At 64.4% G+C, this 26,797-nt stretch carries 18 protein-coding genes; 14 read left to right on the top strand and 4 right to left on the bottom strand.

Annotated features, from left to right (window positions below; all coding sequences use genetic code 11):
• Together Q7J58_RS16525 and Q7J58_RS16520 are read right to left on the bottom strand one after the other, a co-directional pair.
• A complete protein-coding gene (locus Q7J58_RS16525; RefSeq protein WP_304830406.1) occupies window positions 1-1,461 on the bottom strand; it encodes a mechanosensitive ion channel in 1,461 nt (486 codons plus the stop codon).
• A 197-nt stretch (window positions 1,462-1,658) separates the two neighbouring features.
• Window positions 1,659-2,858 (bottom strand): threonine ammonia-lyase, encoded by a 1,200-nt coding sequence (locus Q7J58_RS16520; RefSeq protein ID WP_304830404.1) that lies wholly within the window; start codon window positions 2,856-2,858, stop codon window positions 1,659-1,661.
• A gap of 377 nt (window positions 2,859-3,235) precedes the next feature.
• Here Q7J58_RS16520 and Q7J58_RS16515 point away from each other — a divergent pair, with 377 nt between their 5' ends.
• Window positions 3,236-5,659 carry an AAA family ATPase gene (locus tag Q7J58_RS16515; protein WP_304830402.1) on the top strand — a complete coding sequence of 808 codons (2,424 nt, stop codon included), beginning with the start codon at window positions 3,236-3,238 and terminating at the stop codon, window positions 5,657-5,659.
• A gap of 120 nt (window positions 5,660-5,779) precedes the next feature.
• Here Q7J58_RS16515 and Q7J58_RS16510 read toward each other — a convergent pair whose 3' ends face one another.
• Together Q7J58_RS16510 and Q7J58_RS16505 are read right to left on the bottom strand one after the other, a co-directional pair.
• Window positions 5,780-6,376 carry a hemerythrin domain-containing protein gene (locus tag Q7J58_RS16510; protein ID WP_304830400.1) on the bottom strand — a complete coding sequence of 199 codons (597 nt, stop codon included), beginning with the start codon at window positions 6,374-6,376 and terminating at the stop codon, window positions 5,780-5,782.
• Between the two features lie 136 nt (window positions 6,377-6,512).
• Complete coding sequence (locus Q7J58_RS16505) at window positions 6,513-8,828, bottom strand: heavy metal translocating P-type ATPase (RefSeq protein ID WP_304830501.1); 2,316 nt, start codon at window positions 8,826-8,828, stop codon at window positions 6,513-6,515.
• Between the two features lie 232 nt (window positions 8,829-9,060).
• Here Q7J58_RS16505 and Q7J58_RS16500 point away from each other — a divergent pair, with 232 nt between their 5' ends.
• The 13 genes from Q7J58_RS16500 (at window position 9,061) to Q7J58_RS16440 (ending at window position 26,758) form a co-directional block, all read left to right on the top strand.
• Window positions 9,061-9,258 (top strand): heavy-metal-associated domain-containing protein, encoded by a 198-nt coding sequence (locus Q7J58_RS16500; protein WP_304830398.1) that lies wholly within the window; start codon window positions 9,061-9,063, stop codon window positions 9,256-9,258.
• A complete protein-coding gene (locus tag Q7J58_RS16495; RefSeq protein WP_304830396.1) occupies window positions 9,255-9,713 on the top strand; it encodes a MerR family DNA-binding protein in 459 nt (152 codons plus the stop codon). The genes Q7J58_RS16500 and Q7J58_RS16495 overlap by 4 nt, the downstream gene beginning before the upstream one ends.
• A gap of 174 nt (window positions 9,714-9,887) precedes the next feature.
• Window positions 9,888-10,484: a Spy/CpxP family protein refolding chaperone gene (locus Q7J58_RS16490; protein WP_304830394.1), complete on the top strand. Its 597-nt coding sequence runs from the start codon at window positions 9,888-9,890 to the stop codon at window positions 10,482-10,484.
• A 118-nt stretch (window positions 10,485-10,602) separates the two neighbouring features.
• Complete coding sequence (gene ubiM / locus Q7J58_RS16485; protein WP_304830392.1) at window positions 10,603-11,820, top strand: 5-demethoxyubiquinol-8 5-hydroxylase UbiM; 1,218 nt, start codon at window positions 10,603-10,605, stop codon at window positions 11,818-11,820.
• 316 nt (window positions 11,821-12,136) lie between these two features.
• Window positions 12,137-13,669 (top strand): biotin/lipoyl-binding protein, encoded by a 1,533-nt coding sequence (locus Q7J58_RS16480; RefSeq protein ID WP_304830390.1) that lies wholly within the window; start codon window positions 12,137-12,139, stop codon window positions 13,667-13,669.
• Complete coding sequence (locus Q7J58_RS16475; protein ID WP_304830388.1) at window positions 13,666-15,237, top strand: glycosyltransferase; 1,572 nt, start codon at window positions 13,666-13,668, stop codon at window positions 15,235-15,237. The genes Q7J58_RS16480 and Q7J58_RS16475 overlap by 4 nt, the downstream gene beginning before the upstream one ends.
• A 246-nt stretch (window positions 15,238-15,483) precedes the next feature.
• A complete protein-coding gene (locus Q7J58_RS16470; protein WP_304830386.1) occupies window positions 15,484-16,410 on the top strand; it encodes a histone deacetylase family protein in 927 nt (308 codons plus the stop codon).
• 140 nt (window positions 16,411-16,550) lie between these two features.
• A complete protein-coding gene (locus Q7J58_RS16465) occupies window positions 16,551-19,229 on the top strand; it encodes a bifunctional acetate--CoA ligase family protein/GNAT family N-acetyltransferase (protein WP_304830499.1) in 2,679 nt (892 codons plus the stop codon).
• Window positions 19,230-19,941: 712 nt separating this feature from the next.
• The gene (locus Q7J58_RS16460; protein WP_304830384.1) at window positions 19,942-20,703 is read left to right on the top strand and encodes an alpha/beta fold hydrolase; all 762 of its coding nucleotides are present in this window, start codon (window positions 19,942-19,944) and stop codon (window positions 20,701-20,703) included.
• Window positions 20,704-20,874: 171 nt separating this feature from the next.
• On the top strand, window positions 20,875-21,804 hold the full coding sequence (locus Q7J58_RS16455; RefSeq protein WP_304830382.1) for a VOC family protein: 930 nt from the start codon (window positions 20,875-20,877) through the stop codon (window positions 21,802-21,804).
• A gap of 64 nt (window positions 21,805-21,868) precedes the next feature.
• On the top strand, window positions 21,869-24,844 hold the full coding sequence (locus Q7J58_RS16450) for a molybdopterin-dependent oxidoreductase (RefSeq protein ID WP_304830380.1): 2,976 nt from the start codon (window positions 21,869-21,871) through the stop codon (window positions 24,842-24,844).
• A 1-nt stretch (window position 24,845) separates the two neighbouring features.
• Window positions 24,846-25,709, top strand: a complete 864-nt coding sequence (locus Q7J58_RS16445) for a 4Fe-4S dicluster domain-containing protein (protein WP_304830378.1) — start codon at window positions 24,846-24,848, stop codon at window positions 25,707-25,709.
• 92 nt (window positions 25,710-25,801) lie between these two features.
• The gene (locus tag Q7J58_RS16440; RefSeq protein WP_304830376.1) at window positions 25,802-26,758 is read left to right on the top strand and encodes a tripartite tricarboxylate transporter substrate binding protein; all 957 of its coding nucleotides are present in this window, start codon (window positions 25,802-25,804) and stop codon (window positions 26,756-26,758) included.
• The last annotated feature ends 39 nt before the right edge of the window (window positions 26,759-26,797 follow it).

Below are 26,797 nucleotides of genomic sequence, written 5' to 3'. Positions count from 1 at the left end.
TCATTCCTTGCTGCGAAGTTGGGTCAGCCAATGGTCCATCATTTTGCCGGCGGCCTCGCGCCCGCCCAGCCCAAAAGCCAGCGCCACGGCCACGGCCACGGCGCCCAGGGTGAGACCAAACGCCAGGTTCACGATGTCGTCGGCAATGCCCATGGCGCGCAGGCCCATGGCGACCACCAGCGCCAGAATGGCGTAGCGCCCGATGCGGGCCAAGCCTTTGGTGCCGGGGCCGCTGGCACGGTCGATCGCGTCGTGGGCCACATTCGCCAACCAGAAGCCCATCACCAGAATCACCGAGCCCAGCAAGATGTCGCCACCAAAGCGGATGAAGGTGGCCACGATCTCGCTCACCTGCGCAAAGCCGAGCTGGCTGGCCGCTTCCACGCTGGCAAACAGCATGGCAAAAAACAGCGCCACCCGCCCCACGGCGGTGGACGCCGGGGTGCTCTCAAAGGCATGGCCCATGCCGATGCGGGCCGGCAAAGTGTCAAAACCCAGTGTGGCCAGCAGGCTGGCGAGCAGCTTGCTGGCAAACGAGCCCACCAGCCAGGTCACCACCAGAATGAGCGCAGCGGCAATCAGGTGTGGTACAGCTTGCAGCAGCAGGGCCAGCATGTCGGTGGCGGGGCGCGAGATGGCTTCGATCTTCAGGGCGTCCAGCGCCGCAATCAGCGACGGCAGAAACACCGCCACAAACACCAGCATGCCGATGGCGCTGGACAAGCGGACCGACGCCGTCAGTCCGGCTGGCCCGCCCAGCTTGTCCACACCCGCCGTGCGGCTCAGTTGGGTGGTGAGGTTGCGCAGCACGGTGGCCACGATCCAGCCCACGCCGCCGATGATGAAGGCGCCCAGGGCGTTGGGCAGCATGCTCAGCGTTTGGGTCACCATGGCGCGCAGCGGGTCGAGCAAACCGTCCATGTCCAGCGCACCCAAAACGGCCGGCACAAACAGCAAAACAACCAGCCAGAACAGGGCGCTGGCCAAGCCTTCGCTGATGGGCGCCATGCCAGCGTGCTCAGACAATTTCTCGTCCAGCGTGGTTTTGTCCAGCACCTTTTGCGTGAGGGCCCGCACCATGCTCGCCACCAACCAGCCCACCAACGCCAGCACCAAACCGCCCAGCACACGCGGCGCGTAGGCAAACAGTTCGGTGGCCAACGCCGAGAACGGGCCCGACACAATGGCCAGGTTCAGTGAGTTGAACACCGCCACCAGGGTGAGCAAAATCACCACCCAGAACAGGCCCAGCGCCAGCGCGCCTTCGATGTCGATTCCGGTGCCGGTGAGCTTGCCAAACCGGTGGTTCAAACCGGCGAAGCCCAGGCTTTTGCGCACGGCCGCGCGCACCACCACCGCGATCAGCCAGCCCAGCACAAAAATGGCCAGCGCCCCCAGCAGCTGCGGTATATGGCTGCCCAACGTACTTTGCAACGAGTCCCACAAGGCGTTTGTGTTCATGATGATTCCTCCAGGTTGGTGTTAGACACCGCCCCATGATGCAGAGCACAGGGGTGTGCGTCAACCCAGTGAAACGGGATAGTCGCTGATCGCGTTGGAAAAAAGGCGAAAACAGCCAAAGACGTCGAATTGCTGTCACATACGCCCAAGGCGCGCAACCAGGGGAGTGGCGGCGGGCAGCTCTGGCCGCGCAAGCCTTACGGCAGTACGGTATCGAAACCCGCCTCTTGCAGGCGCTTGATCACCAGCGCAATGTGCTCGCGCCCGCGCGTTTGCAGCACCAGTTCAATGGCCACGTTTTGCGCCGCCAGCAACGTGAAGGCGCGCTGGTGGTGCACCTCGTCGATGTTGGCACCCGCTTCGGCCACGATGCCGGTGATGCGGGCCAGGTTGCCCGGCACGTCGCGCGCGTTCACCTGAATGCGCGCCAGCCGCCCGGCACGCACCATGCCGCGTTCGATGATGGAGGCCAACAGCAGCGGGTCGATGTTGCCGCCGCACAGCACCAGGCCCACACGCTTGCCTGCGAAGCGCTCGGGATACTTCAACACCGCCGCCAAACCGGCGGCACCCGCACCTTCCACCAGCGTTTTTTCAATCTCCAACAGCATCACGATGGCCTGCTCAATGTCGCCCTCGTCCACCAGCACCAGGTCGTTCACTTTGTCCTGGATGATGGCCCGGGTGATGAGACCCGGCGTGCCCACGGCAATGCCCTCGGCAATGGTGCTGCTGCCCTGCGGCAGGTGCGTGCCCTTGATGGCGTTGTACATGGCCGGAAAACGCTCGGTCTGCACGCCGATGATTTCGATGTCGGGCCGCACCGCACGCGCCACCGTGGCCATGCCGGCGATCAGGCCGCCACCGCCCACCGCCACCACCAGCGTGTCCAGGTCGGGCTGCTGGCGCAACATTTCCAGCGCCACCGTGCCCTGGCCCGCCACAATGGCCGCATCGTCGTAGGGATGCACAAACACCAGGCCCTGCTGCTGTGCCAGCGTGTAGGCGTGGGCCCGCGCTTCGTCCAGCGTGTCGCCGTGCAGCACCACCTCGGCCCCAAAGCCCTGGGTGCGGTCAATCTTCACGCCCGGCGTGAAGCGCGGCATGACGATCACCGCGCGAATGCCCAGCCGCTGCGCGTGGTACGCCACGCCTTGCGCGTGGTTGCCCGCGCTCATGGCCACCACGCCCCGGGCACGCTCGTCGGCGCTCAACTGCGAGAGCTTGTTGCACGCGCCGCGCTCTTTGAACGATGCGGTGTACTGCAGGTTCTCAAACTTCAAGAACACCTGGCAGCCGGTGAGCTGAGAAATGGTGCGCGATTCCACAAAGGGCGTGTCCAGTACCTGGCCCCTCAGGCGTTGGGCGGCGGCTTCAATGTCGTGTCGTTCCAGCATGCCGCCATTGTGGCCCACCGTTGTCGCTCACCTGCATGGGGAAAAGCCCCACAAATGGCTCAAACACGCTCCATCACGCTCTTCCATGAAACATCAAGCTGGGTTATGTTCCGCTCAGAGGCTGAGCGTTTTTCGGGCGTGTCCGAGCAACGCCTCAAAATGTGCCCGATCAAGGCGCAAAGCACAGCCATAGCAGGGCTATGGCGCGCGTTTGCAGAGACCAGCGGGTGCGTTTTGGGGTGGCGAGCGGGTATGAACGAAAGACTCTCAGTCTCTCAGAGGTTGTGGGTTGCTCAGGCGCAAAAAGGCGAGCTCCACACAACCCCACGTTGACGGCCCACCCAGGGCCGTCAACATTCTTTTCTGGAGGTGTCTGGATGAGCAAACGCACGGTGCAGCCCGCAAGCCCTTGGCCCAGGGCGGTGCTGGAACCGCGAGAGCCCCGCGAAGGGCGCAGCCCCTGTGCGGCAGAAGGCCGGGTGTTTGTGCCCCACGGCCTGCGCCAGGCACCGGTGCTTGACCTCATGTGTTCGCACTTTGTGCTCACCCTCTCCGCGCGCCAGGGTCCCCGTTTCAATGTGCGGCGCGACCTGAACACCTTGCTGTCGCTCGCGGGCCGCCACTTGGTGTGGCCGCTGACCGTGCTGGGCCGCTTGCGTGAGTTTTTGCAACGGCGCTGCCAAGACAATGAACTCTGGCACGGCCACGACCACCTCGGCACGGCCGCCTTCATAGAACGCTACGGCATGTGGCGCGGTCCCTACGAAGAAGGCACGCTGTTTTTCTACCTCGACGAATACGCCAAAGAGTCACCCAAAGACCTGCTCTCGGTGCTCGCCGTCACCGGCGACTGGCTCGGCCAGACCCTGAAAAAACAGTCCACCCTGGTCGAGAAAAACATCGATGCCCTGGCCGGCCTGCTGCAGCTCAACCGCGCCGAGCGCGCCCTGCTGCTCTACGGCACGCTGGCGCGCTACCAGCGTGACCTGCGCTCCATCCTGGTCGAATTCAAAGTGAGCAATGCGCCCGAAGCCTACGCGGCCATCGCCGATGTGGCCGGCGTGAAAGCCAGCGAAGTGGGCGAGGCCTTGCGTGCCGGCTCGCGGCTGGAGCGCATCGGCATGGTCGAAAACCTCATTTCCGAGCACAACATCACCGACCTGGCCGACCTCATGAAGGTGAGCGAAAAACTGCCGCCGGTGCTCATGCGCGAATACCGCAGCCAGAGCGAGCTGATGGCCGTGTTCACCCGCCCCGCCGCCCGCACCAACCTCAGCCCCAAAGACTTCGCCTTTGTCGGCGACGACGTGCAACTGCTCAGCGCCCTGCTGCGCGAGGCCGTGGCGCGCCAGGAGCCGGGTGTCAACATCTTGCTCTACGGCCCGCCCGGCACCGGCAAAACCGAACTGGCCCGCGTGGTGGCCCAAGCCGCCGGGCTGGCGCTGTTTGAAGTGGAATACGCCGACCGCGACGGCAACGCCCTGAGCGGGCGCGACCGCTACCGCTCGCTGCAAATCGCCCAGGTGTTTTTGAAAGGCACGGCCCATTCGGTGCTGCTTTTCGACGAGGTGGAAGACGTGTTCCCACCCATCTCCAGCGAAGCCGCGCAACTCATGGCGCGCGCCGAGCACGTGGCCGCGCCGCACACCGGCAGCGTCAGCGGCAAAGCCTGGGTCAACCAGATTCTGGAAACCAACGCCGTGCCCACGCTGTGGGTGACCAACCGCATCGAGCAAATCGACCCCGCCTTTCGCAGGCGCTTTGCCTACCACCTGGAACTGAAAAGCCCACCGCCCGGCGCACGCGAACAACTGGTGCGCAAAACGCTGGAAGACGTGCCCGTGTCCGACGCGCTGGTGGCCCGCCTCACCGAGCGCAAAGGCCTCACGCCAGCGCAGATTCGCACCGCCGTGCGCTTTGCCCAGTTGGCCACGCCACCAGCCAAACCCGCCGCTCGCCGACCGGGCAAAACCGCCGCGCGCAGCACCCCGGCCCCGGTGCTGGACGCGCTGATCGAGCGCCAACTGCAACACGCCGACCTGGCGCTGGGCCGCCAACCCGATGCAGCGCAACGCCCCAGCGTCACGCAGTACAGCCTGGACATGCTCAACGTGGAATCGCGCTACGCGTTGCCGCGCATCGTCAGTGCACTCAAGGCGCGCGGCCACGGCTGCCTGTGTTTTCACGGCGCCCCCGGCACCGGCAAAACCGCGCTGGCCGAGCACATGGCTCAGCAGCTGGAGCGCCCGCTCATGGTGCGCCGCGCCAGCGACCTGGTGAGCAAGTTTGTGGGCGAAACCGAACAACACATGGCCGCCATGTTTCGCGAAGCCGAGGCCGAGAAAGCCGTGCTGCTGCTCGACGAAGCCGACAGCTTTTTGCAAGACCGCCGCGGTGCCCAGCGCACCTACGAGGTGACCGAGGTGAACGAAATGCTGCAGGGCATGGAACGCTACGCCGGCGTCTTCATTTGCACCACCAACCTCATGGACCGCATCGACCAGGCAGCGCTGCGGCGCTTCACCTTCAAAATCCAGTTCAAACCGCTCACCCGCGAGCAGCGCGAACGCATGTTTGTGGTGGAAGCCCTGGGCGGTGATGCGCCAGCGCTGACAGAGGCACAGCGTTCCCGACTGGCCCAGTTGGTCCAGTTGTGCCCGGGCGACTTCGCCGCCGTGAAGCGGCAGGTGGAGATACTGGCTGAGGCGCTGTCGGCCGACGAATTCCTGGCCCAGCTGGAAGCCGAACACCGCATCAAACCCGAGGTGCGCGAGTCGCGCAGCATGGGGTTTTTCGGGTAATGCCAGGACGCGAACGGCAACGGATGCCGTTCGCTGAGCAAGAAGCCTTGTTCCGGCTGACCGACGACCTCGCGAAGGGTCTGCTTGATCAGGTCACCCCTGGCCCAATCAAAATCAACGTCAGTCTTGCCCCAAACCCACGGGTGCAGGCGCCCGCATGACGATGCGGGTGAACAGGCGGTCAAATTGTGGGTCGCGCGGCACCCGGCTGTTCAACGGGTCCTGGTTGGTGGCGAAGGCGGCGTTGAGCGCGTGCCAGTCGGCGTCGGTCAGGTGCTTTTCGGCTTCGGGCAACACCACGGTTTCTTCCAGCCGCATGTGCTGCAGGTAAAAGTCCACGTACGACGTCACGCTGTCTTCAAATGCCTTGCGCCGCGTTTCGCCCAAATACTCCCAGGCCATCAGCAGGTGCATGAGTTCACGCACACGCAACTCGCCCGTCTCATGGTCACGCTCCAGTTGGTCAATGGCAGCCACTGTGTGGGGCGCTGAGCGGGCCACGCGGGGAAACAACAGGTCCGACTCTTTCGGGTGGTGCAGCTTTTCGGGGAACTCGTCGATGTAGAACAGCATGGCCCGCAGCACGTCAAAAAACAGTTCATGCTGGTCTTTGCCCTCGGGGCTGGGACCGCGTTTGACCATTTGCGTCAGCGACTGCAGCATGGCCGCCAGGGTGGCGTGTTCGTCGCGTATGACGCGCAGGGCTTCGTGGTTCATGGCGTTGTCTCCTGTGGGTTGTTTTGGGCTCAACACAAACCCTGTAAGCATCCTGCAAATCGCCGTTTGCGGTGTTGATGCAGGTCAAAAGCACCCTGCAGCGTTCGGCCTGCACCGGCTCAAGGGCTCCAGCCACTCAACCGTTTGATCCACCCGGCCTGTGCGCCGCGCCGCTCGGCTCTGCCACCGGCGGTTTCCAGCGCTTGAGCAACAGGGCGTTGCTCACCACGCTCACCGAACTCAGCGCCATGGCCGCGCCCGCCAGCACCGGGCTCAGGTAGCCCAGCGCGGCCAGCGGAATGCCGGCGGCGTTGTAGGCAAAGGCCCAAAACAGGTTCTGCCGGATCTTGGACACGGTGCGGCGCGAAATATCGAGCGCGGCGGCCACCAGCATCGGGTCGCCGCGCATGAGCGTGATGCCTGCGGCGTGCATCGCCACGTCCGAACCGCCGCCCTGGCTGTGGCTCATGGCCAGGCCCACATCGGCAGCCGCCAGTGCGGGCGCATCGTTCACGCCGTCGCCCACCATGGCGACGGTGTGCAGACCCCCGCGCTCCGCCGCTGCGCGGGTCGCTGCCCCCCGGGGGGGTTCGAATTCCCCTTTTCCGCCCTGCTTGAGCCAATGCACCACAGCCGCTTTGTCGCCGGGCAGCACCTCGGCAATCACCTCGCCCGCTTCGGCCCGCAGGCCCAGCTTTTTGGCCATGGCCAGGGCCGCGCCCTGGTTGTCACCCGACACCATGAACAACCGCAGGCCCTGCGCGCGCAGGCCGGCCAGGGCGGCGGCGGCACCGGGTTTGGCCTCGTCAGCAAACGCCAGCAGCGCCAGCGGTGACCAGGCGCCCGCGCCGCTCTGCGCGGCCAGCACCGACACCGTGGCACCTTCGTTTTGCAGCGCCTGTGCGCGCTCGGCCAGCGCGCCCAGCGGTGCGGCCAGTTCGTCCATCCAGCGCAGGCTGCCCAGCGCCAGCCGAACGCCCTGCACCGTGCCCCAGCCCCCGCGCCCGTCCACGGCTTGCACATCTTGCGCGGCATCGGGAGCCACCGCCAGACCGCGCGAAGCAGCAGCGTCCATCACTGCGCGGGCCAGTGGGTGGGCGCTTTGGGCTTGCAGCGCGCTGGCGGCCTGCAGCACCGCTTGTTCGTCCACGCCGGGCGCGGCTTCAATCGCTTGCAGCCGGGGGTGGCCCACGGTGAGCGTGCCGGTCTTGTCAAACGCCACCGTGTCCACGCGGTGCGCCACCTCCAGCGCCTGTGCGTCTTTGATCAAAATACCGTGCTGCGCGGCCACACCCGTGCCGGCCATGATGGCGGTGGGCGTGGCCAGGCCCAGGGCGCAGGGGCAGGCAATCACCAGCACCGCCACGGCGTGCAGCAGCGCTTCTTCCACCGGCGCACCGCTCCAGAGCCAGGCCGCCAGCGTTGCTGCTGCAATGACCAGAACCACCGGCACAAACACCGCCGCCACCTGGTCCACCAGACGTTGCACCGGCGCCTTGGCGGCCTGTGCGTCTTGCACCAGCGCAATGATCTGGGCCAGCACGCTCTGCGCGCCAATCGCGCGCACAGCCACCTCCACCGCGCCCCCGCCGTTGAGCGCGCCACCGGTCACAAAATCACCCGGCTGTTTGGCCACCGGCATGGCCTCGCCGGTGAGCATGGACTCATCGGCCTGCGTGTGGCCCAGCAGCACCTCGCCGTCGGCGGCAAAACGCTCGCCTGGCAGCACGCGGATGATGTCGCCCGGCAACAGCTCATCCACCGGCACGTCGGTGAGTTCGATGCGGCGAATGCCATCGGGCAGCAGGTGAGCGCGTTCGGGTCGCAGTGCGTGCAGCGCACGGATGGCGCTGGTGGTCTGGCGCTTGGCGCGGGTTTCCAGCCATTTGCCCAGCAGCACCAGCGTGATCACCACCGCCGAGCCCTCGTAATACAGGTGCACCATCTCGCCCGGCTCGGCCTTCCACCACAGCCAGGTGGACAGCGCCCAGCCCGCCGTGGTGCCAATGGCCACCAGCAATTCCATGTTGCCGGTGAGTGCCTTCAGCGCGTGCCAGCCGGCTTTGTAAAAGCGCGCACCCAGCACAAACTGCACCGGTGTGGCCAGCACAAACTGAATCCATGCGGGCAGCATCCAGTGTTTGCCCAACAGGTCGCCCACCATGGGCAGCGCCAGCGGCGCCGACAGCAACACACCCACCAGCACCGGCCACACATCCACCGGCAGGCCCATCCAGTGCGCGGGTGTGGCGTCGTCCATGGCATCTGTCATGCGTGGTTCGTAGCCGGCGTCTCGCACCGCACGCTTCAACCGCGCCAGGGTTTCGGCATCGTTGGGCCCTGCCAGCAGGATGCGAGCCGACTCGGTGGCCAGGTTCACCGTGGCCTCGCTCACGCCGGCCTGCTTCTTCAGCGTTTTTTCCACCCGCGACACACACGAGGCACAGGTCATGCCACCAATGCCCAGGTCAATCTGGCTCGCAGCAGCGGGGTCGGTCTGGCCGTGGGGTTCGGCCGGTGCGGTCAAGGTCTTCATGCGCACAGCATAAGCTTTCACCCCGTGGGAAGGTCAAGCCACAAGGTGTATCGGGTGTTCGCAACCCGGCTTGACCTTGACACCGTGTCAAGCCTGAACATAGGCTCACCCCAAATCAGCACCTCAACCAACACCACAGGAACCCACCATGAACCAGATTTTTTCCGTGCAAGGCATGACCTGCGGCCATTGCGAAAAGGCCGTCAGCACCGCCATCAAACTGCTCGACCCCCAAGCCGACATCCGCATCGACCGCAGCCAGAACCGGGTGGAGGTGAACACCGAACAGCCGCGCGAAGCGGTGGCCGAAGCGATCCGCGAAGAGGGCTACACCGTGGCCCCATGAAACCCTGCCACCACACGCCCACCCAGGACACCGACCCGGCGCTGGACGCGGTCAGCGCCTGGCCGGTCGCCATTGGCGCGGCGGCACGGCTCAGCGGCATTTCACCCAAAATGCTGCGCCACTACGAATCGCTCGGCCTGCTGGGTGCGGTGAACCGCACCGAGAGCAACTACCGCCAATACAGCCTGGCCGACGTGCACACGCTGCGCTTCATCCGCCGCTCGCGCGACATGGGCTTTGGCCTGGACGCCATTACCGAACTGGTGAGCCTGTGGCACAACCGCCGGCGCAGCAACGCCAGCGTCAAACGCATTGCCCAGAAACACCGCGACGAACTGAGCCAGCGCATTGAAGCGCTGCAAGCCATGCAGCGCAGCCTGGACGGTTTGCTCAACCTGTGTCCCGGCGACGGCCGCCCCGGCTGCCCCATCCTGGACGATCTGGCCCACCCTTGATATGGGTCAAAAGCGAGCCCGCTCTGCGCGCGCAAACGGAACAAATCTTTACAGAAGCGATTCAATAGGTCACCGAGCCGATACACAGGACTCGCACACTGAAGCCACTCCAGAAACACACATCCGCTGCGGTCTCTGGAACGTCTTTCAACCACCGACCCAGGAGAGAACACCATGAAACTGATTTCCAAAAAAGGCCTTGTTGCCGCCGCACTCGCCACCGCCTTTGTGGGCATCTCAGCCACCGCCATTGCACAGGGCATGGGCGGTATGCCGCACGGCATGCACGCACAGCACATGGCCCAGGCCAGCACCGAAGCCGGCAAGCCCGAGATGGCTCAACGCCGTGTCCAGCGCATGGAGCGCATGCAGCAACACCATGCCGAACGCCAGGCGCAGCTCAAAGCCGAACTCAAGCTCACCGCAGCGCAGGAACCCGCCTGGAATGCCTTTGTGGCCCGCACCGCCCAAGCGCCGCGCGCCATGCCAGCGGCTGCGCAGGAAGACTGGTCCAAGCTGACCACGCCCGAGCGCCTGGACAAAATGCAGGCCCTGAGGGCCGAACGCGACGCGCAGATGGCCCAGCGCATCGACGCGACCAAAAGCTTTTATGCCGCGCTCACGCCCGAGCAGCAAAAGGTGTTTGACACCCAGGCCCATGGCGGCATGCAGCGCGCCGGCATGAAAGGCGAACACCGCATGGGCGGCAAAGGCGGCCCCAAAGGCATGGGTGGCATGGGCTGTGAAGCCGGAATGCAGAAACAAAGCTGAGCCAGCGGGCACGTGTTGCCCTGCCCAAAGACGCCCCAACAGCCCCGGTCACCCCGGGGCTGTTTTGCTTGATGCACGTCAAGCCCCGCGCAGCGGCCTGCCGATAAGCTGCCCCGCCATGGACTTCGACCTCATCATCATCGGCGCCGGCCCCGCCGGACTGTGTCTGGCCCGCGCGCTGCGCGGCAGCGGTCTGCACATCGGGCTGGTCGAGCAACACCGCCTGGCATCGCTGCAAACACCGGCATTTGACGGCCGGGAAATCGCCCTCACCCAACACAGTGCGGCGCTGCTGCGCCAGCTCGGCGTGTGGCCCCGGCTGGGCGAAGCCCACATTGCTCCCCTGCGCGACGCCCTGGTGCTCGACGGCGGCGCCGGGCACAGCCAGGCGCGCATGCACATCAGCCACACGCTCAGCCCCAAGCCCGAGCTGGGCTATCTGGTGGCCAACCACCACATCCGCCGCGCCGCCTTTGACGCGGCCATGGCCACAGACCGTGACAGCCCCGGCACGCCACCCACCCTGCACAGCGAGCAACAGGTCACCCACATCCACACCGACGCCCACGGCGCCCACCTCACCCTGGCCAGCGGCACCACCCTGAGCGCCCGCCTGGCCGTGGCCGCCGACAGCCGCCATTCCAGCACCCGCCGCGCCATGGGCATACCGGCCGACCTGCACGACTACGGCCGCACCATGCTGGTGTGCAACATGACGCACGAACAGCCCCACCATGAAACCGCGTGGGAATGGTTCGACCACGGCCAGACATTGGCCCTGCTGCCCATGAACCCCTGCCCGCGCAGTGGGCTGCCGCGCTCGTCGGTGGTGCTCACCCTGCCCAGCCAAACACTGCAGCCCCTGGTGGACCTGCCCGAGGACGCCTTCAACGCCGCCATGGCCCAGCGCTTTGGCCACCAGCTCGGCACCATGCGGCTGTGCAGCACGCGCCACGCCTACCCGCTGGTGGCGGTGTGGGCGCGCCGCCTGGTGGCGCAGCGCTTTGCTGCCGTGGGCGACGCCGCCGTGGGCATGCACCCCGTCACCGCGCACGGCTTCAACCTCGGTCTGCGCAGCATCGACACCTTGGCGCAAGAAATCGTCCGCGCACACCAACGGGGCCAGGACATCGCCTCGCCTGCGCTGCTGGAGCGCTACCAACGCCAGCACCAACACGCCAGCCGCGGGCTGTACCTGGCCACCCACGCATTGGCGCAGCTCTATACCCGCGAAGAAGCGCCCGCTCGCTGGGTGCGCCAGACCCTGGTGGGCCTGGGTGAACGCTTCACCCCGTTCAAACGGGCGGTAGCGGCCAGCCTGACCGGACTGCATTGAACCCGGAAACGGCCGTTGACCGCGCTCTAGCCGCTGGAGAGGCCTTGTGGATGCTGAAAATTTGGCCCACGCGCAAGCTCACTGTTTGGGTGGGTGCGCTTGCGCCCCGATTGGGCGGCCAGGCCTCTCAGACCTGCCCAACTGCCGTTCCTAGGTTTTGAAACCGTGTTTGCGACCCGGCGGTTGCAAACACCTGGCCACAGCCGTCCCGCTGTGCCTTGGCGCCGTGCCTGACACCTGGGCAAACCCGCAGCAGCACACGTAAACTAATGCTGTCAACTTGCCTACCTGCCGTCTTCGCATTCGGCGCTGTCCCATGGCCTCAACCCACGCCAGCTACAAACACGATCAGCACCGTATGCACGAACGCCTCACCCTGGCAGCCACGGCCACTGTTCGCGATCGCGACTTTGCTGTGCGCGACTGGTCATTTGCGGGTTTCTCCATCAACCACAGCCCCGACCTCAACCTCCAGGAAGGTGAAATACACGATCTCGTTTTCTCGCTGCCTTTTGCCCACTACACCGCGCGCTGCCACCTGCGTGCCGAAGTTCGCCATATCGACGCCACGCAAGCGCGCTTCGAGTTCCACGAAGTAGAACCCAACGTGCGCATGCTCATGCGCGACTACGTTCGCCAGACGCTGCACCACGGCGGCAACACGACCACCCCGAGCACCACACAGTCGGCCGCCGAGATCGCCAGTTCAGGCCCACCACGGACACCGCATGCACGCGCCGGTTCCGCGCGCCGGGGTGGCTTGCTGCTTCTGACAGGCGTGGCCGTGGTCGCCGTAGGCGCTTGGGTGCTTCAGTCCCAGCGCAACCTGGTCAGCACGCAGGCAGAGCTGGTGGGCAATACCGTCGAGATTCGCGCCCGCATCGAAGGCTATCTTGACAAAGTCCACATCCACAGCGGGGACGAGGTGCACGTCGGTCAACTGCTGATGGAACTCGACGCCACCGAGGCCCGGCGCAACCTGGCCGCCGCGGGCTACCTGCACCGCCAGCTAGAACGCTCCGTGCAAGCCGCCGAACGGGTGGTGAAGGAAGAAGAACGGCGCAACACGCTCTACTCCCGTGTGGCACTGGGCCGCGAACGCGTGGAAGACGCGCGCACCCAGGAAGCTCAGGCCGCGCTGGTTCAGGCCGAAGGCGAGTTGCAGCGTGTGGAAACACTGCTGAAAAGCGGCTACGTATCCCCCTCCTGGGCCGAAACCCAGCGTGCCACGGCCTTGCAGCGCCGCGCCCAAGCCCTGCGCTCGCAAACCGAAGCGGTGTTGGCACGCGACATAGCCCAGGAAGCGGCAAAGGGACGGTTCTTTGGCGACAACCAGGTGTCCAACAAACTCGGTGAAGTCGTGCTCCACGCAGAACAGCGACGCACAGAACTGGCCCAGGCCTTGGCAGGCATGGGTCCCCTGCTCGCAGAGCTGGAAAACACCCGCCTGCCATCTCCCGAGGCGGGCAAGGTGCGCGTGATCAACCGCAGCCGTGGCGAGTTGGTCAGAAAGGGTGAACTCGTGGCGGTGATCGAAACCCAGGCCAAACCCAACATCCTCGCCAAGTTCACCCACACCGATGCCATTCGCCTGTCGCCCGGACAAGCCGCTGAAATCGAATTTCCCGCTTTGGGCATCCGTTTGACGGGCCGTGTCGAGGCCATCGGTTGGCAGGGCCTGGTCACACAGGGCGGGACGGCCGCCGTGGCAGAAACCGGTATCGGCGAAATCCCCGCCACCATCGCACTGCACGAGCCCATTCCCCAACTGCCCAGTGGTGTGCGCGCACGGGTGGTCATAGACACCGAGCAAGACCTGCTGACCATCCTGCGCCAACGCATGCCATGACCGCGCTCCTGCGCCCCGGTGCACGCCCAAGCGCCTTGGCGGCGGCCGTGCGCAGCCTGCCGGCCACGCTGGCTTATCTGTTGGCAGCGCTGGCCCTGCTGCAAACCCTGCCGCCAGGTTTCTTTCAGAGTCTGCATTCTGGCTGGCTGGCTTTTGGAGCCATCGGCATGGCACGCTACCTCTGGTTGCTGACCAACCAGATACGCGCAGCGATTTACCTGAACGGGGTCTTCCCCCGCCTTCGACGCACCGAGCGCGCGCACCCCACACCGTACCCTCAGCGCCTGTTTGTCGTCGTTCCGTCCTACAAAGAAGACACGGCCATCACCGAGCGCTGCGTGGCCGCACTGGCGCGTGAAATCAGCCTGTTGCCCTCATGGGTCTGCGTGGTGTTCAGTGTCTCCGGGCACAACGAGATCGACCTCATTCACCGCCTGATGCGGCGCCATGGCCGCCGCGAGCGCCTGGATCTGGTGTTCATGCAACAAGCCCACGGCAAACGTGTTGCACTGGGCCAGGCCTTGCGTACCGTCTCGCGCCGCTACCACGACGTTTACCACTGGCACGAACAGGCTCACAGCGATCTGGTGGTGCTGATGGACGGTGACACAGAAGTCACACCTGGCGTGTTTCGCCGCACCTTGGGCTTTTTCAAAACGCTGCCCGACCTCGGCGCACTCACCACCGACGAAATGGGCCACATGGTGACGCCCGAGGCCGCCCGCAGCGCGATAGGTCCCTGGTTCGATCTGAAGTTCGCCAAACGCCACCGCATGATGAGCTCGCATGCGCTGGCTGGCCGCGTGCTCACACTCACCGGCCGCTTCTCCATCTTTCGGGCTGACCCGATCTTGCAACCAGCGTTCATACGGCGCATTGAACACGATGTGCTGAACCACTGGCTGTTTGGCCGCGTGCGTTTTTTGATGGGCGACGACAAAAGCACGTGGTACGACCTGCTGTGCCAAGGCTGGCGCATGCTCTACGTCCCCGATGTGTCTGTGAATTGCCTCGAAGGGCGCGGTGGCAACTTCGTGCGCACCAGCTCGCAACTCATGTTCCGCTGGTACGGCAACATGGCGCGCAACAACGGCCGCGCACTGGGTCTGGGGCTTCAGCGCATGCCCCCCTTTATCTGGCTGAGCCTTTTAGACCAACGCATCTCGATGTGGACCAGCCTGCTGGGGCCGGTCACGGCACTGGTTGGAACCTACCACTACGGCAGCCACATTCTGGTGGCCTACATGGCGTGGGTCGTCATGACACGAACACTCTTTCTCTGGGTGCTGGTTCCCGACGGTTTCGTGGTGCGGCTGCTGCACCTGCCTTTGCAGCTCTACGACCAATGGATCGGCTCACTGCTCAAAATTGGTGCCAGTTTTTTCATCGATCGCCAGCACTGGGCCAAAGCCGGCCATGCCCAACGGCAAGCCGGTGCGCAAGGCTGGAGCCTGCGCACCATATTGGCCTGGTACCGACTGGTGCTTGCCGCATTGCTGTTCTTGTTTTTTTCGCTGTTGTTGACCGGTGTGTTGCAAACGCCCCGCTCTTGGCACTTCGTCCACTGAACCGCACCGGCCCCGCCATCGGCATCCATCCCACAGGGCAACACCACCGCGCTGGTGACCTGGCACCTGCGCGTCGCAGCGTCACCGTGAAAGAGGACGCTTGTGGGAGGGGAAACCGGTTGCGCTGCATCAAGGTGACCGTCAGCATTCGGGTCTAAATTGATGTGTTCGTCCTGAACAGGCACACCCGATGCCTGCGGATTCACCACCAGACCATCCCCCGAACCACAGCCGAGGAGACCCGACTTGCTGTCCGCCTACATCACCCATGCCGACTGCGCCCGCCACGACATGGGTCCGCACCACCCCGAATGCCCCGACCGCCTTGGCGCCATCAACGACCACCTGCTGGTCAAGGGCCTGCTCGACTACATGATCCCGTACGACGCGCCCCTGGCCACCAAAGAGCAGCTCGCCCAGGCCCATGCCTCCCTCTACGTGAGCGAAATTTTTGAAGCCTCGCCCAGCGAAGGCCTGCACGCGGTGGACCCCGACACCAACATGTGCCCGCACACCCTGAATGCCGCCCTGCGCGCCGCCGGTGCCGCCGTGCAAGCCACCGACCTGGTGCTGGCCGGCGACGCACCCACCGCCTTTTGCTGCGTGCGCCCGCCCGGCCACCACGCCGAACGCGCCGCCGCCATGGGGTTTTGCTTCTTCAACAACGTGGCCGTGGGCATCCGCCACGCACTCAACGCGCACGGCGTGCAGCGCGTGGCCCTGATCGACTTCGACGTGCACCACGGCAACGGCAGCGAAGACATCTTTCGCGGCGACGAGCGCGTGCTCATGTGCTCCATCTTTGAAAAAGGTCTCTACCCCTTCAACGGCGAAACCGCCACCGGCGAGAACATGGTCAACGTCGGCCTGCCCAGCCGCTCCGGCAGCGACGCCTTTCGCGAAGCCGTCACCCAACACTGGATACCCGCGCTCGACGCCTTCGCCCCCGAACTCATCTACATCTCGGCCGGCTTCGACGCACACCGCGAAGACGACATGGGCAACCTCGGCCTGGTCGAAGCCGACTACGCCTGGGTGACGCAGGAACTCATGAAAATGGCCCAAAAACACGGCAAAGGCCGCGTCATTTCGTGCCTGGAAGGTGGCTACGTGCTCAGCCCCCTGGCGCGCAGCGTGGCCGCCCATGTGCGCGTGCTCATTGGAGCCGACTGACATCCAGCCCACACCGCCGCCCCCGCTTGGTCGGAAATCCGGGGGCCGGTCTGCTGTCCAAAGACATGGGTTTTGGGCATGATGTTTCAGGCATGCACCAACGCGCCACCGCATCTTTTTTGCAGCAACCCGAGTCCCTCATGGACAAACACTACCTCACCCCCCTCTTCGAACCCGAAACCATTGCGGTCTTTGTCGGCAACACCGACACACCGGATCTACAAATCCCGCAAGCACGGGCCCTGGTGGCCGCGCTCACCGCCCAACGCTTCAGCGGCAACCTGGTGTTTCTGGACATTCACACGACCGGCACCCTGGCCGACCTGGCGCAAACCCGGGCCGACCTCGCCATCATCGTGCTGCCCCCGGCAGAAGCCATTGAAGCCCTGGAAGTGGCCGGGCGCATCAAGTGCCGCGCCGCATTGGTGGTGGGCAGCGGCATACCGGCCGATCGCGCCCTGGACATGCACCGCGTCGCACGCCGCCACGGCATGCACCTGCTGGGCCCCAACAGCATGGGCTTTCAACGCACCCGCAGCGGCCTCAACGCCAGCGTGGCGGGTCCACTGACCCAACCCGGCCCCCTGGCCCTGGTATCGCAGTCGGGCGCTCTCACCGCCTCCATCCTCGACTGGGCCAGCCTCAACGCCGTGGGCTTCTCCACCGTGGTGTCTCTGGGCCCCAACACCTGCGTGGACATTGCCCAGGTGCTCGACTACCTGGCGTCTGATGCACAAACCCACAGCATCGTGGTCTACATGGAAGGCATTTCCAACGCCCGGCGCTTCATGAGCGCGCTGCGCGCCGCCGCCAACGCCAAACCCGTGGTCGTGCTCAAAGCCGGCCGCAAAACCGCCGGCAACCAGGCCGCGCAAACCCACAGCGGCACCATCGTCGGCAGCGACGACGTGTTCGACGCCGCCCTGCGCCGCGCCGGCGCGGTGCGCGTGCGCTCCTTTGTCGAGCTGTTTTCAGCCGCCAAATGCCTGGCCTCGCGCTACCGCCCGGTCGGCAAGCGCCTGGCCATCGTCACCAACGGCGGCGGCCCCGGCGTGCTCGCGGCCGACTGGGTGAGCGAAATTCAGCTGGAACTCGGCCGCCTGGCGCCCGACACCGCCAAAGCCCTGCAACCCCAGCTCGCCCCCCTGGCCTCGTTGTGCGACCTGATCGACCTGTCTGAAGAAGCCACCCCAGCGCACTACCAGGCCGCCATCGACGCCGCCGGGCACGACCGCACCATCGACGGCGTGCTGGTGGTGCACTCCCCCAAAGCCGGCACCAACGCCGCCGACGTGGCGCGCGCCATGGCCAGCCTCAAAGGCCAGATGAGCAAACCGCTGCTGTGCTGCTGGATGGGCGACGCCTCGGTGGTCGAAGCCCGCGAAGTGCTGGCGGCGGCGGCCATTCCCAGCTTTCGAACGCCCGAGGCTGCCGTGGGCGCCTTCGGCAACATCGCCAGCTTTTATGAAAACCAGCAGCTGCTGCAGCAAACGCCGCCGCCGCTGTCCACCCTGGCCAAACCCGACATCGAAGGCGCCCGCCTGCTGATTGAAAACGTGCTCACCGAGCGGCGCAAAGTGCTCACCGAAATGGAGTCCAAGGCCCTGCTCTCGGCCTTTCACATCCCGGTGACGCAAACCATTCTGGCCCGCAGCGCCAACGAAGCCATGATGATCGCCACCCAGCTGGGCTACCCGGTGGCGCTCAAAATCGACTCGCCCGACATCAGCCACAAGAGCGATGTCAACGGCGTGGCGCTCAACGTGCTCAACGCCGTGGGCGTGCGCGACATTTACAACACCATGATCCAGGCCGTCACCAAGCTGCAGCCTGGTGCCCGCATCAACGGCGTCACCATCCAGAAAATGGCGCGCAACAAACGCGGGCGCGAACTCTACATCGGCCTCGTCACCGACGACCCCTTTGGCCCCGTCATCGCCTTCGGCGCCGGTGGCACCATGATCGAACTCATCAACGACCGCGCCATGGAACTGCCGCCGCTCAACCAGTTCCTGGCGCGCCGGCTCATCGACCGCTCCCGCGTGGCCGAAACCCTGGGCGACTGGCGCGGCGCCAGCGCGGTGGACCGCGACGCCCTCGAACACGTGCTGCTGCGCGTGTCCGAAATGGTGTGCGAACTGCCCCAGCTGCGCGAAATGGACATCAACCCCATCATCGTGGACGCCTCCGGCGCCGTGGCGGTGGACGCCCGCATCGTCATCGACAACGCACCCGCCACAGCCCGCAACTACGCCCACCTCGCCATCCTGCCCTACCCGGCGCGTTACGAGCAGGTGTGGCCGCTGCGCGGCGGTGGCGAATACACCATCCGCCCCATCCACCCCGACGACGCCCAGATGCTGCAAGACCTGGTGCAACACCTGTCGCCCGAAAGCCGGTATTTCCGCTTTGTGTCCTCGCTCAAAGAACTGCCGCCGTCCATGCTCTCGCGGCTCACCTTGATCGACTACGACCGCGAAATGGCCCTGGTCGCCATCCACCGCACCCGCAAAACCGGTGCCGACGGCGAACCGGTCGAAACCGAACGCATCGTCGGCGTGTCGCGCTACATCACCAACCCCGACAAATCCAGCTGCGAGTTCTCGCTGGTGGTGGCCGACGACTTCAACGGCAAAGGCCTGGGCTCGCGCCTCATGCTCAGCATCATGGAAGAAGCGCGCGACAAAGGCCTGACCGAAATTGAAGGCCTGGTGCTGGCCAACAACCCCGGCATGCTCAAACTCATGAAAGGTCTGGGCTACACCATCAAAACCTTTGCCGAAGACCCCGACTTCAAGTTGGTGACCCACCCCCTGTAAAACCGGGTTTTTGTACCCCTACCCCTTCCGAAACCGCCCGCCGAGGCGGTTTTTTTGCATCTGCGGTTTCCCGTTTGTTATCTCTCTATAGCTTTAATACAAATTAGTAGCAGTAGTAGAGGGGCCGATTTTTTGTGAACAACCCGGTTTTTTTCAATGCCGACAAACACTTAGGCCCTGCAAAAGCCTGTGCAGACGCCCCTGTTGCCCGATGACAGCAGCGGGGACAACTTGAGGTTGGGTGCCCACCCTGTGGATAACGTGGAAGTTGCTAAAAAGTTATCAACAGGGTTGTGGTCAAGCTGCCTGGAAGCGGCGGGATGGTGGTGGGGTGGCGTCAATGGGTTGGTGGCGAATCCCGCATCGACGCTCGCCGTATTGGCTTGAGCCATGGCCTCAGGACGTGCTCGGACCACCGCATCCTCGGCAACGAGATCAAAAAACTCGCCGTCTCTGAACCCTTGCGTTCTCTTTGTCCCGTGTCATATCTGGTATCACGCCAGTCCACTGGCTGCTGAGCAAACGAAAAACTACAGTGCTTCACCCATTCGCTTGAAGTCACAAACAGGAGACACACATGCCAGCCCTTCCATTGCCCATCCGCCGTCTGCTACCGAATCCCGTGAGAGGGTTTTTGTGCTGTACGGTGATCACCCTTTCAGGGTGTGCTGCGGTTTTCACGGCTGCGCACAGCCCGGTGGCGCACGAACAGGTGCGCTACGACAACGTGGCGATAGAAACCCTGGTTCAAGGGCGTGGGCCAGCCGTCGTCATGCTGCCGTCTCTGGGACGCGATGGCCTCGAAGATTTCGACACCGTTGCCGAGTCGCTCGCGGCTTCGGGTTTCAAGGTGCTGCGTCCGCAGCCCAGGGGCGTCGGGAAGTCCTCTGGGCCGATGGTCGGTCAGGACCTCAATCACTTTGCGCGCGATGTTGCCGAAGTGATCGACCGGTTGGGCGACGGGAAGGCGGTGATCGTCGGTCACGCGTTTGGCCATTTCATCGCTCGAATGACGGCCATGAAGTACCCGACCAAGGTCCGGGGTGTGGTGCTGGCGGCGGCATCGGCCAAAGACACGGCCGAACGAAATCCGAAAGTCTGGGCAACGCCCGTCATCGCCGGCGATCTGTCCTTGCCCGATGCGCAGCGCCTGGCCGCGCTGGAGTTGGGCTTCTTTGCGCCCGGAAACTCTCCAAAGTCCTGGCTCGGTGGCTGGCACCCGGCGGTCAGCAAGATGCAGCGGGAGAAGCGGGTGCCACTGTCCGAGTGGTGGTCCGCCGGCAGCGCACCATTGCTGGAACTGATTCCGGAAGACGACCCGTTTAAGCCGCGAGATCGCTGGGACGAGTTGAAGGTCGAGTATGGGCCACGGGTTACCGTGGTGACCATTCCCAAGTCGTCTCACGCCCTGTTCATTGAGCAGCCGGTGGTGGTGGCCAAAGCCATTGCGGACTGGTCCAAACGCCTCCCCTAACCGCATGGCAGGCGGATCGACGCATCGGCGGGGCGCGGGATGCGGCCACCACGTGCAACGTCGTGGCACACCTGATTTCACCGGGCGCCGGGTGCCTTTGCGCAAAGGCCGTGCCCACCTGCCGTTCTCCTCACACCCACCCATTACCCCATTCATCAGGAGGGGCCATCCATGCCCATCAAAGACATTGCTTTCGTACGCTACCAGGCCACCGACCTTGACCGGATGGAATCGTTCCTGGTCGATTTTGGTCTGCATCGAGCACACCGCACCCCAGAGGCCCTGTACATGCGCGCACACGATGCTTCGCCATTTGTCCACGTGACAGAACTGGGAAGCAACAACCAGACGCTGGGCTTCGGCTTGCAGACTTCCAGCGAATCGGACCTTCATGAGATCGCCGCCCATGTGGGCTCGGTGGTTTCTGACAACCCCGAGCCGGGTGGTGGGTTGCGGGTGCGTTTCCGTGACCCGAACGGGTTTCTGGTCGATGCGCTGTGGGGCCAGGCGCAGGGCACGGCGCTGCCCGCTCGGCAGCCTATTGCCATGAACCCAGCGGTGGGACGCCAGCGCATGGGGCGCACCGTGCGCCTGTCCGCCAAACCCTGCGAGGTCGCCCGCATTGGCCACGCTGCGTTGTTTGTCAGCGACTTTCGCCGTTCCTACGACTTCTACACCCGCGTGCTGGGGTTCAAGCCTTCAGACACCTACTGGGCGCAGGAGGAGTCCAACGTGGTGGCCGCATTCATGCACTGCGGACTCGGGCAACAGTGGACCGACCACCACACGATTGCCTTGATCACCGCCCGAGACGGACGGGCGCGCTTCGCCCACACGGCGTTTGAAGTGCTGGACCTCGATGACCTCGCCCAGGGCAGCAAGTACCTGACCTCCAAAGGCCACCGCCATTCCTGGGGCATTGGCCGGCACATACAAGGTAGCCAGTTGTTCGACTACTGGATCGATCCGTTCGGCAACAAGATCGAGCACTGGACCGACGGCGATCTGGTGAACGACGACACACCGGTCGGGCATGCAAAGGTGGGCGCCGATGAGCTGAGCCAGTGGTCACCCCCGATGCCCGAAGACTTTCTGAAGTGAGCGGAGTCCATCCACGGGTGCGATCCACGCCGTGTCGGCGCGAACAGTCTTTCCAACGGTACACATGAAACACAACCTGCTTCGCGCCATCCTGCTGGCTTTGGGCCCCTTGCTCAACCGCGCGGCCCGCACCAACCCGGCATACCGGGCCTTCCTGAAGCGGCACGACATCGTCGCGCAGATTCAGCTCAAGGATGGGCGTGTGGCGCGGCACTTCAGCATCCGCTCGGGGCGTGTGCGCTCCATGGCGGGGCTGCACCCGTCCCCCGATGTGGCGTTGGTGTTCAAGGACATCGCGACAGCGCTGACCATGATGCGGCCCCATCCCGACATGGGCGAGGTGGTGCATGCGGCCAAGAACTTCAGGGTTGTTGTCAAAGGCGACGATGCCCTGTGCGTGTGGTTCATGCAGGCCCTCAACCAGATGCAGATGGCGGGCCTGCGCATGGGGGTGCCTCAGGCCGACGGTTGCACCCGGTTTACCACGCTGACCAATGGCGGCCCGCTGTTCGTGCACGTCAAGAACGGGCGCATCGTCCGGCTCACCCCCGTCGTGTATGGCCGTGGGGATGCACCCGGCTGGTCGATCCAGGCCAGGAACCGAACCTTCAAGCCCGTGCACAGCGCCTCCGTGGCGCCGCATGCGCTGGCAATGAAGTCGGCCGTGTACTCCGAAAAACGCCTGCTTCAACCCCTGCGGCGGGTGGATTTTGACCCCCATGGTGAACGCAACCCGCAGAACCGCGGGAAGAGTGAATACGTTCCGATCTCGTGGGACGAAGCGCTCGACATCGTGTCCGGTGAAATCTTGCGGCAGCGTCAAGCCTACGGGCCGGGCGCCATGACCCTTCTGCACGGATCCCACCACCAGTGGGGCAATGTGGGCTACTACCTGTCTTCGATGCTGCGCTTCGGGAACCTGGTGGGCTTCACGCGAATGGCCGCCAACCCCGACAGCTGGGAAGGCTGGTACTGGGGCGCCACCCACCACTGGGGCCACTCGCAGCGGGTGGGGATTGCGGGCAACTACGGAACGATCGCAGACTGCCTGCAACACGCCGAACAGATTGTTTTCTGGTCCTCTGATCCGGAGTCGACCAACGGAGCGTACAAGGCCTTCGAGGGAACGCAGCGTCGGTTGTGGGCGAAATCCTTGGGCATCGAGTTCGTTCACATCGACCCCGTGCTCACACCCACAGCGCAGTTGCTGGGTGGCCGGTGGATTCCCATCAAGCCCACCACCGACCCCGCGCTGGCGCAGGCCATCATGCACGTGTGGATCGTCGAACGCCTGTACGACCAGGACTATGTGGCGAACCGAACGACCGGCTTTGACGAGTGGCGCGACCACATCCTGGGCCAGGACGATGGCGTGGAAAAGACGCCCGAATGGCAGGAGCCCGAAACCGGCGTGCCTGCCTACGTGGTGAGGGCACTGGCGCGGCAATGGGCCAGCAAGAAGACGTATCTGTCGGTGGGTGCGCAGGGCAGCGGCTTCGGGGGCGCAGGGCGCGGCGCCACGGGTGCGCAGTGGGCCCGCAGCATGGTGATGCTGATGGCGATGCAGGGGCTGGGCAAGCCCGGCATCAACTTCGGCTGCCTGGAGGGCGGCGCGCCGGTCGATCACGAGTTCTACTTTCCGGGGTATGCCGATGGCGGCATTTCAGGCGACCTGCAGTTCAACGGCAACTCGGTCAACAACTACCAGCGCATGCCGCATGTGCTCACAGTGAACCCCGTGCGGCAGATGATTCCCAAACAGCAGTTCCCTGAAGCCATCATCCAGGGGCAGGCCATGGGTTACCCCTGGGACGGCATGGCGCCCGAGTTCCAATTCGTGCCGATCCGCTATCCGACGCCCGGGCACGCGCGGGTGCACATGATCTACAAGTACGGCGGATCCTTCTTCAGCACGCTGACCGAGTCGGCGCGCATGGTCGAGGCCTACCGGCACGAGAGCATCGAGTTCGTCGTCAACCAGTCGATCTGGATGGAGGGTGAAGCGCAGTTCGCCGATGTGATTCTGCCCGCCTGCACCCAGTTCGAGCGCCACGACATTGGCGAATGGGCTTCCGGTGGCGGGCTGATGCAGCACGGGACCAACGGCCTGAACCACCGGCTGATTGCCATGCAGCACAAGTGCATTGAGCCACTGGGTGAGTCCAAGAGTGACTATGAAATCTTCAGCCTGATCCTGCAGCGGCTGGGGCTGGGCGCCTTGTTCACCGAAGGTTGCACCGAGCTGGACTGGTGCAAGCGCATCTTCGATTCCTCGGACGTGGCCCGGCACATTTCGTGGGCAGACTTCTGCAAGAAAGGCTACTTTGTCGTGCCTGCGGAGCAGCCGGGTCTGGAGCCTCCCGTGAATTTCCGCTGGTTTGCCGAAGGTCGGACCAAGGACATTCCAGAGGCGCAGCCACTGCCTTCCCAGTATGCGGGCGTGTACGGCAAGGGCTTGCAGACGCCCAGCGGGAAGATCGAGTTCATTCCTGAACGGCTCAAACGGGCCGACCCCGACAACCCCGAGCGGCCTGTGGTGAACAGGTATGTGCCGGCGTGGGAAGGGCCGCAAACCAACGAGCTGATCGAGCGCTTTCCGTTGCAGCTCATTGCCACCCATTCGCGCTACAGCTTCCACACCTCGGTGGACGGCAAGGGCAGCTTCACCAACGACATTGCCGACCACCGCATGTGCATCAACGGCCATTACCACTGGATCGTGAAGATGCACCCGGACGATGCCCAGGCGCGCGGCCTCACGCACCGCTCGCTGGTCAAGGTGTTCAACGATCGCGGGGCGGTGATCTGCGCCGTGGACGTGTCGCACCTGGTCCACCAAGGCACGGTCAAGTCGTTCGAAGCCAGTGCCGAGTACCAGCCGCGCTTCCTCAACGGGGAGTGGGTCGACATCGGTGGCTCGCTGAACATCCTCACCTCGGCCCGGCCCCAGCAGGTGCGCTCCAGCAGCATGAGCCCCAACTCGTGCCTGGTGCAGGTGGCGCCCTGGCGGGTGCACGTCTCAGAAACCGAAGGAGCCTGACATGACGGCACAGAAACGTTGGAACCTGGTCGTTGATGTGGCCTTGTGCGAGAACTGCAACAACTGCGTGTTGTCGGCAAAGGATGAGCTGGTGGGGAACCGCTTTGCCGGTTACTCGGAGCCCCATGCGCCGCAAGGGCGTGGCGTGATGTGGATCGAACGACGGGTTCGAGGCTCCGGGCACATGGTCGATGCGGCCCACGTTCCCATGACCTGCAACCACTGCGACGACGCACCTTGCGTGCGCGCCGGGCAGGGCGCTGTGATCCAGCGGCCAGATGGGGTGGTGTTGATTCACCCAGAGAAGGCGAAGGGGCGACGTGATCTGTTGGACACTTGCCCGTATGGGGCCATGGTCTGGAACGAAGACTTGAACCTGCCTCAGACATGGTTCTTTGATGCACACCTTCTCGACCAGGGCTGGGCGGCGCCTCGCTGCGTGGGCAGCTGCCCCACGGGGGCCATGCAGGTGTACAAGGTGACCGATGCCGACATGGCCCTGAAGGCCACCGAGCAGGACTTGCGTGTCCTGAGGCCCGAGCTGGGAACACGGCCACGTGTCCACTATCGGAACCTGCACCGTTGGGACCGCAGCTTTGTCGGCGGCACCGTGTTGAGCGACACCGGCCGCCTGGAAGCCCTCGCAGAGGCTGAGGTGGAGCTTCTCGTTGCGGGGTCACCGCTGGCGGCGAGCCGCACGAACGCGTTCGGCGACTTCAGGTTTGACAACCTGACCCCGGGCGACCGAGAACTCACCCTGCAGATCGCGCATCCCGGGTACCTCCCGGTGACCTGTGTCACCCCGGTGCATGCGGATGGCGTGAACCTGGGCGTCATCGTGTTGCGCCCTCCCGAAACTGCATAGCTGGTTTCATCGGTCAGCGGGTCACTTTTGGGCGGCAACTTCCTACCATGCCGCTGTTGCAAACGTTAAAACAATCCATTGGAGACACACTCATGCATCGCCGCACCTTCATTCTGGCCACTTCGTTGATCGCCCTGGCCTCCACGGCTTCGGCACAAGGCTGGCCGGAAAAAACCATCCGTTTCGTTGTGCCGTTTCCTGCGGGGGGGCCACTGGATTCTGTCGCCCGAACGCTGGCTGAGGCGGTTTCCGTCAAATTGGGCCAAGCCATCGTGGTTGAAAACAAGGCCGGTGCGGTTGGAAGCATCGGCACAGAAAACGTGGTGAGGTCGCCAGCAGACGGCTACAGCGTGCTCCTGGGCTTCTCGGGCGGGCATGCACTGACGCCATCCATCATGTCGCTTCGCTTCGACCCCCTGAAAGACGTTCCGCCGTTGCTCGGATTGGCCCGCAGCGAGCTGGTCCTTGTGTCGGGGAAAAGAGCCAAAGGACAGTCGATCACCGACTTCATCAAGGTGGCCAAGGACAAGGACAACCTGGTGGGGGGCATCGGTACCGGGTCCACAAACCACCTGGTCGGTGAGCTGTTCAAGCGCGCAACGGGCATCAAAGGGACCCATGTTCCCTATCAGGGTGCGGCACCTCTGTCCATTGCGGTAATGGTCGGCGAGGTTGACTTTGCGGTGCTGGATGTTGGCGCCGTGCTCCCGTACATCCAGGCCGGCAGCATGGTTCCCTTGGCGGTGGCCAGTGCAAAGAGGTCCTCTTTTCTTCCCGATGTGCCAACGTTCGTCGAGGCCGGCGTGGCCGGTGTGATGTTCGAGAACGTGTACGGTGCATTTCTCCCGGCAGGCGTTCTCCGTGAGGTTCAAAACAAACTGGGACAAGCGATTTCATTTGCACTTGACACGCCCGCGGTCAAAACACAGTTCGGCAGACTCGGTGTTGTTCCTCTGACCATGGGTGCGGATCAGCTTGACACGGTGATCCGACACCAGGCAGCAACACTGGTGCCCGTGGCACACGAGCTCAACATTTACCTCAAATGAGGTCATGTGACGAAGGCCGCCCGAGCCGGCGGTGGTTCT

The sequence above is a fragment of the Hydrogenophaga sp. genome, from assembly GCF_030656115.1.
Taxonomy (GTDB): Bacteria; Pseudomonadota; Gammaproteobacteria; order Burkholderiales; family Burkholderiaceae_C; genus Hydrogenophaga.
Note: the sequence above shows the minus strand (reverse complement) of the source record. Positions and strands in the feature narration are given on the sequence as shown.